The sequence below is a fragment of the Aminobacterium sp. UBA4987 genome, from assembly GCF_002396985.1.
GTDB classification, from domain to species: domain Bacteria; phylum Synergistota; class Synergistia; order Synergistales; family Aminobacteriaceae; genus Aminobacterium; species Aminobacterium colombiense.
Genome location: NZ_DGZF01000009.1, coordinates 544,240 through 556,783, shown reverse-complemented (window position 1 = coordinate 556,783; position 12,544 = coordinate 544,240). Strand labels below are relative to the sequence as shown.

Here is a 12,544-nt window from a genome sequence, read left to right as displayed (position 1 = left end):
GGGAGCCCTGTGAATTTTCTTGTGATTGGAAGCGGCGGTCGGGAACACGCCCTCGTCTGGGCTCTTTCTCAATCTGAAAAAGTCAATGAATTGCATGCCGCCCCGGGTAATCCAGGGATGAAAGATTTGGCTACATTGCACAGCGCCTCTGTAGAAAACGAGAAAGAGATACTGGCCCTGGCCAAAAAAATTCAGCCGGATTACATTATAGTAGGCCCTGAGGCTCCCCTCGTCGTAGGCGCCTCCGACCTTTTGCGCAAGAACGGCTTTAAAGTTTTCGGCCCTGGAAGGGAAGGTGCGTCTCTGGAAGGAAGCAAGATCTTTGCCAAAGAGTTCATGGCACGCCACTCTATTCCAACGGCCCCCTTCGATGTCTGCCTCTCCATAGAAGAAGGAGAGGCGGCTCTCAATAAGCGCCAGGCGCCTTTCGTTGTAAAGGCAGACGGTCTTGCGGCGGGGAAAGGGGCATTCGTTCTTCAGACAAGAGAAGAAGCCCTGGCTGTCATTTCCAATCTTCTTGTCAAAAAAGAGCTGGGAACCTCTGGAGAGAAAATCATTATTGAGGATTTTATGCCCGGCCTGGAACTAACCATCCTATGCGTGAGCGATGGGAAAAACTATCGTATATTGCCGGGCAGCCAGGATCACAAAAGGGTCTTTGACCATGATCAGGGTCCCAATACTGGCGGAATGGGGGCCTACTGCCCTGTCCCCTGGGTAGATGAAGATCTGCTGCGCCGGGTGGAGGAAACTGTAATTTCCCCTACTTTTTCGGGGCTGCGATCTGAAAATATTTCCTACTGCGGCGTTCTCTATTTCGGATTGATGATTGATCCGGACGGAAGTCCCCGTGTCGTGGAATATAATGTGCGTTTCGGAGATCCAGAGGCAGAAGTGGTTTTACCCACATTAAATGTTGACTTCGCCCAGCTCATAATGGCAACATGCGATGGGAACCTGCGGTCTCTGCCGAAAATTCATTCCACCCAGTGGGCTGTGGATGTGGTGATGACTTCTGAAGGTTATCCTGGTGCCTACACAAAAGGTTATCCTATCACCGGCCTTGATGAAGCCGCTGCCACTGGCAAGGTTCTAGTGTTTCATGCCGGAACTGCCTTGAATGAAAAGGATGAGATCGTCACTGCGGGAGGAAGGGTGCTCAATGTAGTGGGCCTTGGAAAAACCCTGGAGGAAGCCCTCGAACAATCGTACAAAAGTGTTAGGAAGATACACTTTACGGGAGCTCATTATCGTAAAGATATTGCGGCCAAAGCGCGATAAGGAGGTATTCTATGAGTGAGGAGAAAACACCACAGATAGGAATTGTGTTGGGGTCTAAATCTGATCTTCCAGCTGCCCATAAAGCTGCGGAGATTCTGAACCAATTCAATGTTCCTTTTGAAGTGACTATTGCGTCAGCCCACAGAACCCCCGAAGATGCGGCCCAGTATGCAGCTCTCGCCGAGGATAGAGGCCTTGAGGTCATTATAGCCATAGCCGGTTTGTCGGCGGCGCTGCCTGGCGTGTTAGCAGCTCATACCCTTCTGCCGGTAATAGGTGTTCCCGTCTCTGCAGGAACCCTTGGCGGTCTTGATGCCCTTCTCTCTATTGCCCAGATGCCCCCAGGGGTTCCTGTGGCTTCCACTGGCATCGACGGCTCAAAAAACGCCTCTCTTCTGGCCCTCCGCATATTGGCCAGAAAGAATGAAGAGATAAGAAAGCAGTTAACTCTCTTTAGGGAAGAGGAAGCGCAAAAAATCCAGCAGGGCCGCGAAACCATTGTGGATTTACCTAACGCGCCTGCAGAGGCATTTTTGATGTTCCGTCCATTGTCTTAACTTGGCAAGATTCAACGCCTGTTGTCATGGGCTGCAAAATAGCCTATGGCAAGAAGTACTATAATCCAGAAGTACCGTAGTTTTCCCTGAAAAAGAGTTCCTACTGTTTCTCTGCCGAGGAAAGCAGTTAAAAGAAAAATGACCATAACGAAAATGGTTAATGCAATAATTATTTTCCCACGGGGGGGCAACCTTTTTTCTTCTGCCATTTATCGACCCATCCTTTCGGGAATAATGAGAAAAACATTTTCTCTATTGTACAGCTTTTAAAAATGTCTGCAAAATAAAAGGGTGCCAGCTATTTACTGGCACCCTCATTCTTATGCTCATAAAGTAGAGAAACCTACTCCTTTTTAGTGTTCCATTTCTTGTGGAGTTCAGAGATAAACCCTTCCTCCTGAAGCTGAACCACAATTTTATTTACAGCCTCCAGAAAAGCAGGGTCGTTTTGGCTTACGGCCAAAGCCTGCTTGGCACCCTTCAACTCCACTGTAAAGGATTTTTTAAGCTGCCCCTTGAACTCTTCGCTGTTTATATATGTTTCAGCTACGGTTTCGTCCATGAGAGAAGCGTCGGCACGTTTAAGAGTCACCTCTCGAACAGCATCGTTCAGCTTTGGAAACTGCTTTACCGTGACTCCTTCCACTTCTGAAATATATACATCCTGCGTCGTTCCAAGCTGAACGGCAACAGTCTTTCCTTTAAGGTCTTCAAGGGTTGCCATTTCACCGCTATCCTTATTGAGCACAAAGGCACTGAGGCTCACCATATAAGGAGTAGAGAAAGCGACCTTCTTGCTTCGTTCTTCAGTGATGCTCAGGCACGCCGCGATCATATCGATCTTCCCGGTCAGAAGTGAAGGAATAACCCCATCAAAGGCCATGTCCACCCACTCCGCCTTTTTGCCAAGGCGAGCAACCACTTCATTGGCAAGATCTATGTCAAAACCGACCAGAGCCCCCGTTTTATCATGAAACTCAAAGGGAGGGTAGGAACCGGAAGTCCCAATAATCACCGTGTCCTTCTCCATAACGGACCCTGCTCCAAATGCCGGACCCCCGACAACCCCTAACAGAAGCGCAAAAAACATTACTAGCACTACACTCTTTTTCATTACCATCTCTCCTCCCCCCGGGGGGTATGCAAAAATTCAAGACCTGGCACCATTAGCAAAAGATTTCAACTGGCATTTTGTCTTTGTGAACCTGTTTCCATGTTTTTACAGGAAGTCCCCATATCTTGATAAACCCGACAGCCGCTGCGTGATCGAATGCGTCGCCTTCTGAGTAGGTGGCCAGATTTTGCTGGTATATGGAGTTGGGCGATTTCATCCCCCGTACCACTGCCTGACCTTTATAGAACCTGACCTTAACAACACCGTTTACATATTCCTGAGTTGTATCTACAAAAGAATCAATTGCCTCTTTCAAAGGAGAGTACCAATATCCTTCATAGGTCAGTTCCGCATACTTCACCTCTAGCTCTTTTTTAGAAGCTAAAACTTTTTTATCAAGGGTCAGAGTTTCAAGAGCCTTATGGGCGGCAATAAGAGTCATGGCCGCAGGACACTCATAGACTTCCCGGCTCTTAAAGCCTACAAGCCGGTCTTCCACCATGTCGATCCTTCCTACTCCATGTTTACCAGCCTGCTCGTTCAGCGTCTGAATCAATGAAGGGCCATCCATTGCTTCGCCATTTAAAGCAACCGGAATTCCCTTTTCAAAAGTTATCTCCACAAACTCCTGGTGGTCTGGGGCATTCCATGGGTCCACTGTCAGGGTATATGCGTCTGCAGGGGGTTCGTTCCACGGATCCTCCAAAATGCCGCATTCTATAGAGCGGCCCCAGATGTTCTCATCTATACTGTATGGAGAAGCTGTAGTAGCCACCACAGGGATGCCGTGGGCCTGGGCATACTCCATCTCTGCCTCTCGGCTAAAATGCCAGTCTCGCACAGGGGCCAAAACGTCAAGTTCGGGGTTTAGCGCATTGGTGCACACTTCGATTCGCACCTGATCCTGCCCTTTTCCGGTACAACCATGGGCCACGGCTCCCGCGCTCTCTTTTTTTGCCACCATAGCCATAACTTTGGCAATTAGCGGACGGGAAAGAGCTGAATTCAAGGGGTAGGTTCCCTGATACATGGCATTCGCCTTTAAGGCAGGCCAAACAAACTCTTTAACGAACTCCTGTTTCAGATCCATAACATAGGCCTTGGAAGCGCCGCTTTTAAGTGCCTTCTGTTTGGCAGCTTCAAGATCCACCTGCTGACCCACGTCGGCGGTCATGGTAATAACCTCATACCCCTGTTCCTTGAGCCACATAGTGGCCACCGATGTGTCAAGCCCCCCACTATACGCGAGAACTACCTTTTTCTTATCTAACATTTTCAAGAACTCCCCTTTCCAACATCCCTAAAAAATAAACAGACCCGTCCCCAGTACAACCAGGGACGGGTCTGATACCCGCGGTGCCACCCTTATTGGCAAAAGATGTAATGTTCCCTTCCCTTTGCCCGCTCTCTTGCCTCTACTTGACAAAAATGTCTTTCTTCGAGGCCGGCTCAAGGGCTCTATTCTTCCCCCATATTCTGAAAAGGCTTTCAGCCGATGACCTTTTCTCTCTGTTGAATAGTGGAGGGATTACTCTTCCCTTTCATTGCCGTGTCGCAACTGCTTATTATTTATAGCAGAAGATTATACACGTCAATGAACCTTTGTCAACTATTTTTTTTAAAGTAACTAAAAGTTTATTTTTTGAAGTCCGTTCTCGCTGTATCGCTCCAGTGACGGATAGTGAGTCATGTCCATATGGACTGGCGTTATAGAGACATAACCATTGGCCAGAGCCCAGACGTCGCAGCCTTCCACAAGCTGGTCTTCCGGCCGGCCTGAAACCCAATAATATGCCCGTCCGTGGGGATCTCGAAGTTTCGTAACTTTCCCTTCGTAAAGACGCACCCCTTTACGGGTAACCTTGACGCCTCTCAATAAGGTTAAGGAGAGATTAGGAACATTTACATTGAGCAATACTCCTTCTTCCAGCGGTTCTTTCTCAATGACTTTCAATATCTTTTCCACTACGACGGCGGCTGTTCTGTAATGGCAGGTATCATCACGGCTGCTGCAATTCAATGACACCGCTATTGACGGGCATCCCATAATAACCCCTTCCATAGCTGCCGAAACCGTGCCGGAATAGGTCAGGTCATCTCCCACATTAGGGCCGCTGTTGATTCCCGAAATAACCATATCTGTTTCAGGCTGCACTTCCTCTATTCCCAAAACAACGCAATCCGATGGAGTGCCGTCGCAAGCGTTCACATTCTGTCCCTCGGGATAAAGTCCCTGGCTCACACTCCACAGACGAAGGGGGCGGGTCAAGGTTATAGCGTGTCCCACACTGCTTCTTTCTCGATCTGGAGCCACTACGGCCCATGAATATCCCTTATCAGCGAGGTGAGCTGCCATGGTCATAAGTCCTGGTGCAAATACTCCATCGTCATTCGTTAAAAGTAATTTCACTATCTCTCATCCTCTCTTCTCACTCTACACTGATTATAGAATCCAACGTATCAACAAAAAGACAATGGGGTTCATAATGGCCTGAATAACTCCTAGGGCAAGAAGAACCATGAGAATAATAAACCCGTACTGTTCGAGCCAAAAATATTTTTCAAGCCACTGCGGCGGTAGAAGAACATACAGAATCTTCGAACCGTCGAGGGGAGGAATTGGGATCAGATTAAACACCGCCAGCCCCACATTGATAGCCACCATGAGGAACATAAAGAGACGGAGGGCGGAATTTCCCAAAAAGAAACTCGGAAAAAGACGTATAAGCACTCCTATTGCAAAAGCGGTCAGAATATTCCCCGTTACACCGGCAATGGAAACAAGAAAAAGATCACGCCTGGGCTTCTTAAAATAACGCGTATCTATGGGAACCGGTTTTGCCCATCCAAAACGAAAAACAAGAAGCATCAGCGCCCCTACGGGGTCGAGATGGGCCAGGGGGTTGAGGGATAAACGGCCTGCTCTTTCAGCCGTAGGGTCTCCTAAAAGATAGGCCATATAGCCATGGCAAAATTCATGGAATGTTATGGCCCATAATACGGCAGGGAGGCTTAATAATAATTCAGGAAGGGATGGAAAATGGAACATAGCTCTCACACTCCTTATATATTCAATGGCGCTTTGTTTGTTGCAACTCTAAGGGGAAGTTGTTTTTTATCCAGGCTACTTCCTCTTCGAGGGTAGTCAGTTCTTCGTTTAAACAGCGATCTCTCAGCTGAGATAAAATCTCTCCGATCTGAGGCCCCCCCCTGTACCCCATCTCTATCAGATCGCGACCTGTCAGATGGCTCTTAGTTCTATAAAGGCGAGTCAAGTAAGAAAGAATCCGACGCCTCACCCGCCAGCGTTCCGTAGCAGCGCTCCAAAACAAGGCCGTTACAGGCGATATCTCACGGAGATAACCATAAATTTCAGAGTTCTTTACAAGGGTTCGACCTCCCAGATCCTGCTCTGCCGCACGAAGGCCGTCAAGGGATTGTACCATGATATCCCGTTCTCTTGGTGCCAGACTCAAACGGTCAAGAATAGCAAACTGAACTGTTTCATGAGATTCTATGGCTAGGGCAGCGAGAAACGCCAGCCATTCATATCCTCTGAAGTCAGGAAAATCTCTTGATATACGGGCAAGAAAAGCAGAAAGACGGCGAATAGTCCGCACAGCTGTCTTTCCAATACGTAATCCGGGAAAGAGAATATCCCATACACCGAGTTCGGCCATCCGCTTTAACGCAGGGAAAGGAGCCTTTTCCTGCATGGTCAATTCAAGTTCGCTGCGAAGACGATAACCTGAAAGCCGGGCCAGAAGACCGCCTTTTAAACAACTATGCAAAAGGCGAAGAGTATTATCTTCCAAGTGAAAATTAAGACGCTGCTCAAGACGTATGCCCCGGATGACCCTTGTGGGATCTTCAACAAAACTCAGGTTATGGAGTACTTTCAGTGTTTTTTTATTCAAGTCCCTTCGTCCGCCGAAGTAATCGATAAGAGTTCCCCAGGAATCAGGGGTTATGGAAACAGCCATAGCGTTAATGGTAAAGTCTCTACGATACAAATCATGTTTTAGGGAATCGCTGGATACCCTGGGCTGGGCCAATGGGTACTCGTAGAACTCGCGACGGGCTGTGGCCACATCAACTTTCATGCCATCAGAAAAAATGAGGGAACCTGTCTTATAACGCTCGTGCAACGATATGTGACACCCTTCCTGATTTATGCTTTTCAAGAAATCCACTGCGTTTCCTTCTACAACCACATCAAGGTCAAGGCTCTCTCTGCCAAGCATAATATCCCTCACAATACCTCCAACGATATAGGCTTTCATGCCGAGAGACTGAGCTTCCTTTCCCAGATAAATAAGAATTTCATACTGGCGCGGAGTAAGAGTTTCTTTTAAAAGATGTTCCAGGTTATCTGTCCACGGCATCTCTGGAGCTATCTTTCTTTCTTCAGGGGGGAGGGATTCTGGATAGAGAGCCCGGATGAGATCTGTACGGGTCACTATCCCGACCAAAACATGGCCGTCAAGCACAGGAAGACGGCCTATATTGTGAAAAACAAGAATCCGATGGGCCTCTGCTATGGAAGCTTCTTTTGATACTGAAATAACGCCCTCCGTCATAAATTCCCTCACGAGAGCCAGGCCAAAACCGTGAAGCTGGGCCTTGTCAAGGTCTTTCCTGGTAATGATGCCCTTGACCTTTTCTCCATAAACAACTGGGAGGGCGGAGTGACCATACCTTATCATGGTCCTGTAGGCATCATTCACCGAAGAATCCGGCTCCACAGCCATAACTGGGCTAGTCATTATATCTTCCACTTTGATACGGGGCTGAATGGATTCCTCCAGCTTTTTTTCAAGACTTTCCAGTATAGATAGAGGACGCACATTATGCAAAGTCACAGAGGCGGCCTGGGGATGTCCCCCACCACCGAGATGGGCGAGAAACTTCGATACATCCAGAATGCTCTCGTGGCTTCGCGCCACTACATAGGTTCTCTTCTCCATGCGGACAGCCGCAATGGCTATCTCTGCGGCAAAATAATCTCTAAGTCGATGAACGAAGAGAGAAAGGCCGTCCACGTATACCGGGGAAGATGTGTATGAAAGAACTACCCGAGCGCCGTTTATATAACGAACCCAGGCGTTCTCGATAAGGAGATCAAGAATTCGCCGCTCAGGGGCAGAGAAGCTCATCTCTATATGGGAAGGGATGATTGTCAGATCGGCTCCTAACTCTTTGAGTCTGGAGATGGCATAAAAGTCCCTCTCCGTCGTGCCGCCAAAGGTTAAGCCTCCTGTGTCTTCGTAAATTCCCATGGCAAAAAGGGTCGCTTCATGGGGTGTAATTGGTATCTGCCGTTCAAGAAGAATCTCTACAAGTAAGGTGGTAGTGGCCCCAACGGGGTCTATGACCATAAGTTCTCCATCAATATCGTCGAAAGAGGGAGGGTGGTGATCGTACACATGAACCGAAACATCTTTGCGCCCAAGCAATGTAACATAGGGACCAATCCGGGATCGAGACCGAGTATCGACGATAATCAGCTGAGTAACTTCATCCTTACGCACTTTGCGAGGAGTCACAATTGGCCAGCGCTGCGGAAATTTCCTCAAGAAATCCCGCACCGTCCGGCTCGTGGAACCAGACAGGGAAAGGACAGCGTCGGGGTATAATTTAGACGCCGCTACCATACTTGCGATGGAATCAAAATCATTTCCCATATGACTCGTTATTACTTTCACCCAATGATCTCCTCCACTAGCTCGTTCCGAAGAGAGCGAGAAAGGCGGCGAATCGAAATAAGCTCAGTTTCTTCAAGCCCCTCTTCTGTCAATGTCCTTTCAACAAAGGGCCAATAAAACTCACATGAATAGGCCCTCATCATATATCTTTTGTTCATAGAAAGGGAACCGCCTCGAACCAGAGCGTTTGTCAAGGGCACTATTTCAATTCTTGTGACCTGACCAGAGGCTCCTAATCGTATGGCGGCCTTCTGTATAACAAGTTCATCGGAAGAATAGCCTCTTATTTCGCAAAGAGCGGCCATTTTCTTAAATAAGGCCGCATATCGGCTCAGACTCTGTTCAAGAGTGTCAATTGAGCTATCATTGCGTATAACCAGATCGGCTTCAGCGCGCTTTTCTTCAGCGTTACGGAGAAAACGTTCGCGACGTTCTATTTCTTCTTTGTTCCATCCCCGCACTTCGTTTCTTGCTAGGCGAAGATCAAGAGGGGCTGTTACGTAAACAGAGAGATCGACCCACCAGGGAATCCTGTTTTCAAAAAGAAGGGGAATCTCCGCTATAACCCATCCTTGTAGAGAGGCAACTTTCCGTTCCATTTCGATACGGACAAATGGATGGATCATGTCACAAACCCATTCATACTCCGTCATATCGGAGAAAACAATGGAGGCCACCACCGATGGATTTATATGGCCATTTCCAAGAAGGACCTGGGTTCCCCAACGCTCACTTGCCCTGCGAAGCACTGTGGTGTCTTTCCACGCCTCATGGGCTAATGCATCGGCATCGATAATAGTAGCGCCGAGGCTTTTCCAGATTTGGCTTACAGTTGACTTACCAGCCCCAACGTCTCCTGTCACTCCCAAAACCAGCATTGGTCCTCTCCTCCTCGCCTCGATCATCAACATTTTTATTTCCGTCTGGAATCTCCCATAAGAACCGGGAAAGCCCATTACGGAACACTGTGCCAAAAAGGCGTCGACTCCGGGCGCCAGACATATAAAGTTTCTCTTCAGCCCGAGTCATACCAACATAGCACAGACGCCGTTCTTCTTCGAGACTTTCCTGAACCTCAAGACATTTAAAATGAGGGAAGATCGCTTCTTCGAGCCCCACAAGAAATACTACTGGGAACTCGAGTCCTTTGGCTGCGTGGAGGGTAAGGAAGTTCACAGCTTCAAGATCATCCATATCTGTAGTTTCAAGGTCTGTAAAAAGGGCTACTTCAGCCAGAACCTCCGCGAGATCCCCACCACTAGTGATCAAAGAGCCTAACTCACGTATATTTTCTACCCGCTCTTCCCATCCTTCGGGGTCGTCTTTTTTCAACTGATCCTCATATTCTATACTATCAAGAATATAAAGAAGAACATCATGAAAACTACCTGATCTTTTTATAATATTAAACATATGACGGCCTAATTCCATCGCACCAATCTTGGCTTTTCCCGTCAACCCCAGATCTTTCCCATCGGCCACAGCGCTCCATAGCTGTTCAGCTTCCATTTCAGGAATGGCCCCAAGGCCCTCCATAAGCTTTTCCTGGCTTTTCTTACCAATCCCACGGGTCGGAACGTTTGCTATTCTTCCTAATGAGGCGCCATCGAGAGGATTCACAGCCAAACGCATAAATGAAAGCACATCTTTAATCTCTTTACGATCATAGAAAGCGGTGCCTCGCACAACTCGATATGGAACCCCTTTTTCTATGCATTTTTGTTCGTATATGCGGCTCATGGCATTTATCCGATACAATACCGCCATGTCCCCATACCTGTACCCGCAGAAATTATGAAGTCTATGCATCTCAGATAAAATAAAATCGGCCTCCTGGTATTCGTTAGGGGCGAGGAGGACATAAATTTTTTCTCCCATATCCCTTGCTGTCCAGAGGTTCTTTTTCCTTCTGCGTTCGTTGCTGATAATAACTGCATTGGCCGCTTTTAATATATTTCCTGTAGACCGATAGTTCTGATCAAGAACTACCACCTTGGCCGCCGGGAAATCTTTCTCAAAATTAAGAATCATGGTCATATCGGCTCCCCGCCAACCATAAATAGACTGATCAGGGTCGCCTACTACCATAATATTTCCTTTTGTCCCAATAAGTCTGCGAAGCAAGAAATACTGGGGTTTGTTAACGTCCTGATATTCATCAACAAGAATCCAGTCCAGACGGGATTGCTCTTGCTCACGAAGTTTTTCGTCAACCATAAGAAGGTGAAGAGGCAAAATAAGAAGGTCGTCAAAATCTACAGCATTCTGCCTGCGAAGTTCGTCATGATATTTTCTATAGACCTCATGTTCTATTCCTTCAAGACCTACAGGCTCAAGGGTTTTATGGTTTCCTTCTGTTTTAGCCTTTGAAATATGGTCAAGGACGTTGGTCGGATCTATCTGTTTTGGATCAAGCTTTAGATCCTCCATAATTTTCTTTACAAGAGAACGGCTATCGTTCCGGTCAAAGATGGCAAAGCCTTTTCTGAGACCGAGAAATTCCAGCTGGTCGCTATTGCGAAAAAGAAAGTGGAGACCAAAAGAATGGAAGGTGCTTACCTGCATTGCCGAAGCCTTGGCTCCGACCAAGGCCTGCACTCTCTCCCCCATTTCCCTGGCTGCTTTATTTGTAAAGGTCACAGCTAAAATGCCCTTGGGTGAAGCGTACCCCTTCTCGATGAGATAAGCTATTTTATGGGCTAAGACACGGGTTTTACCACTCCCCGCGCCTGCCAGTACAAGGAGTGGCCCATCACAATAACGCACTGCCTCTTGCTGCCTTGGGTTCAGTTTATCTAAAATAGAATCAGCTACACTCATACAGAACGTTTCTCCTTCAACCATGTTTCAACTAGTGACACCCATCGGTCAATCCCTTTTCCGTTCAAAGCTTCTATTTCGATACATTCCACACGCGGGTTCAGATGCTGCAAATCATTTTTGTAGAGATCCATATCGAAGGGGACGTAGGGGGCCAGATCCATTTTTGTCAGCAGCACTGCCTTTGCCTCAGAAAAAAGGTGGGGGTATTTGAGGGGTTTATCAGCACCTTCTGGAACGCTGCTCACCGCGACCTTCATATCTTCGCCGATATCAAATTCCGCGGGGCACACTAAATTCCCTACATTCTCTATAAAAATAACATCAAGATCTTCAAGAGGAAGCTCTTTAAAAGCCTTACTCACAAGATTCGCTTCGAGATGACAGCCCCCATGGGTATTTATCTGAATAGCAGGAACTCCCAGTTTAGACAACCGCTCGGCATCTCGCGATGTGGCAATATCTCCTTCGATAACGGCAAACCTGAAGGAGGCCGCCTTTTTTGTAGCTTCGAGAAGGGTGGTCTTTCCAGCTCCGGGGGAACCAATAATATTGATCACAAGAATGCCACGGTGATGGCTTTCATCCCTCATCCGGCGGGCAAATTCTTCATCGGCGGCCATAACAGACTGCCTTATTTTATATACTTTCGCCATGGTCCTCTTCCACCTCCACAGACTCTATATCCAGTTCCATACCAGATAGAACATTTACTTCGTAACTTCCACAGAAAGGGCAAATAAAATCCATTTGATCCTCTCCCCATTCTTTAAGGCAACCCTTGCATTGAAAGCCCATGGGTATTTGCTTAATTTCCATACGAGAACCTTCAAGGGGAGTCCCTTCTGTTGCCACCTCATAGGCAAACATCATAACATCAGGAATGACCTGACGCATGGCTCCGACATGAAGGGTTACTTTCTCTATCCGTTTCCAGCCGTGCTGGCCTTTCAACTCAAGAAGAGATTCAATCACAGACTCCACAAGAGACATTTCATGCATTGGTACTCCCCCTAACAACCCCTACAGAAAAAAAGGCCCCCAAAGGGGGGCCTTCTGTACCTTCA

At 47.6% G+C, this 12,544-nt stretch carries 12 protein-coding genes; 2 read left to right on the top strand and 10 right to left on the bottom strand.

Going from position 1 to position 12,544, the window contains the following annotated elements; all coding sequences use genetic code 11:
* Positions 1 to 9 precede the first annotated feature (9 nt).
* Together purD and purE are read left to right on the top strand one after the other, a co-directional pair.
* Positions 10 to 1,281, top strand: a complete 1,272-nt coding sequence (purD, locus tag B2U56_RS06915) for a phosphoribosylamine--glycine ligase (RefSeq protein ID WP_286952944.1) — start codon at positions 10 to 12, stop codon at positions 1,279 to 1,281.
* Between the two features lie 11 nt (positions 1,282 to 1,292).
* Positions 1,293 to 1,838 (top strand): 5-(carboxyamino)imidazole ribonucleotide mutase, encoded by a 546-nt coding sequence (gene purE / locus B2U56_RS06910; RefSeq protein ID WP_013048557.1) that lies wholly within the window; start codon positions 1,293 to 1,295, stop codon positions 1,836 to 1,838.
* An 11-nt stretch (positions 1,839 to 1,849) separates the two neighbouring features.
* Here the strand turns inward: purE and B2U56_RS06905 are convergent, their stop codons facing one another.
* The 10 genes from B2U56_RS06905 to hypA all read right to left on the bottom strand — a co-directional run bounded on the left by B2U56_RS06905 (position 1,850) and on the right by hypA (position 12,479).
* A complete protein-coding gene (locus B2U56_RS06905) occupies positions 1,850 to 2,047 on the bottom strand; it encodes a hypothetical protein (protein ID WP_013048558.1) in 198 nt (65 codons plus the stop codon).
* Positions 2,048 to 2,181: 134 nt separating this feature from the next.
* Entirely contained in the window at positions 2,182 to 2,952 is a 771-nt protein-coding gene (locus B2U56_RS06900; protein ID WP_013048559.1) for a transporter substrate-binding domain-containing protein, read from the bottom strand.
* Positions 2,953 to 3,004: 52 nt separating this feature from the next.
* Positions 3,005 to 4,225, bottom strand: coding sequence for an argininosuccinate synthase (locus B2U56_RS06895; RefSeq protein WP_213700754.1), 1,221 nt, complete (start codon positions 4,223 to 4,225; stop codon positions 3,005 to 3,007).
* A 354-nt stretch (positions 4,226 to 4,579) separates the two neighbouring features.
* Complete coding sequence (gene surE / locus B2U56_RS06890; protein ID WP_013048561.1) at positions 4,580 to 5,362, bottom strand: 5'/3'-nucleotidase SurE; 783 nt, start codon at positions 5,360 to 5,362, stop codon at positions 4,580 to 4,582.
* A gap of 33 nt (positions 5,363 to 5,395) precedes the next feature.
* Positions 5,396 to 6,001: a site-2 protease family protein gene (locus B2U56_RS06885; RefSeq protein WP_286952943.1), complete on the bottom strand. Its 606-nt coding sequence runs from the start codon at positions 5,999 to 6,001 to the stop codon at positions 5,396 to 5,398.
* 22 nt (positions 6,002 to 6,023) lie between these two features.
* Positions 6,024 to 8,657 (bottom strand): CBS domain-containing protein, encoded by a 2,634-nt coding sequence (locus tag B2U56_RS06880; RefSeq protein ID WP_286952942.1) that lies wholly within the window; start codon positions 8,655 to 8,657, stop codon positions 6,024 to 6,026.
* Entirely contained in the window at positions 8,654 to 9,535 is an 882-nt protein-coding gene (coaE, locus tag B2U56_RS06875; RefSeq protein WP_286952940.1) for a dephospho-CoA kinase, read from the bottom strand. Before coaE ends, B2U56_RS06880 begins: the two co-directional genes overlap by 4 nt.
* Positions 9,495 to 11,477 carry an ATP-dependent helicase gene (locus B2U56_RS06870; protein WP_286952939.1) on the bottom strand — a complete coding sequence of 661 codons (1,983 nt, stop codon included), beginning with the start codon at positions 11,475 to 11,477 and terminating at the stop codon, positions 9,495 to 9,497. Before B2U56_RS06870 ends, coaE begins: the two co-directional genes overlap by 41 nt.
* Complete coding sequence (gene hypB, locus B2U56_RS06865) at positions 11,474 to 12,133, bottom strand: hydrogenase nickel incorporation protein HypB (RefSeq protein WP_013048566.1); 660 nt, start codon at positions 12,131 to 12,133, stop codon at positions 11,474 to 11,476. Before hypB ends, B2U56_RS06870 begins: the two co-directional genes overlap by 4 nt.
* Positions 12,117 to 12,479, bottom strand: coding sequence for a hydrogenase maturation nickel metallochaperone HypA (gene hypA, locus B2U56_RS06860; RefSeq protein ID WP_013048567.1), 363 nt, complete (start codon positions 12,477 to 12,479; stop codon positions 12,117 to 12,119). Before hypA ends, hypB begins: the two co-directional genes overlap by 17 nt.
* Positions 12,480 to 12,544: the final 65 nt, after the last annotated feature.

Excerpts from the sequence above, each read along its gene's own strand:
- B2U56_RS06870 (WP_286952939.1), bottom strand. The coding sequence starts at position 11,477 with ATGAGTGTAGCTGATTCTATTTTAGATAAACTGAACCCAAGGCAGCAA.
- B2U56_RS06895 (WP_213700754.1), bottom strand. The coding sequence starts at position 4,225 with ATGTTAGATAAGAAAAAGGTAGTTCTCGCGTATAGTGGGGGGCTTGAC.
- purE (WP_013048557.1), top strand. The coding sequence starts at position 1,293 with ATGAGTGAGGAGAAAACACCACAGATAGGAATTGTGTTGGGGTCTAAA.
- hypB (WP_013048566.1), bottom strand. The coding sequence starts at position 12,133 with ATGGCGAAAGTATATAAAATAAGGCAGTCTGTTATGGCCGCCGATGAA.
- hypA (WP_013048567.1), bottom strand. The coding sequence starts at position 12,479 with ATGCATGAAATGTCTCTTGTGGAGTCTGTGATTGAATCTCTTCTTGAG.
- B2U56_RS06900 (WP_013048559.1), bottom strand. The coding sequence starts at position 2,952 with ATGAAAAAGAGTGTAGTGCTAGTAATGTTTTTTGCGCTTCTGTTAGGG.
- coaE (WP_286952940.1), bottom strand. The coding sequence starts at position 9,535 with ATGCTGGTTTTGGGAGTGACAGGAGACGTTGGGGCTGGTAAGTCAACT.
- B2U56_RS06885 (WP_286952943.1), bottom strand. The coding sequence starts at position 6,001 with ATGTTCCATTTTCCATCCCTTCCTGAATTATTATTAAGCCTCCCTGCC.
- B2U56_RS06905 (WP_013048558.1), bottom strand. The coding sequence starts at position 2,047 with ATGGCAGAAGAAAAAAGGTTGCCCCCCCGTGGGAAAATAATTATTGCA.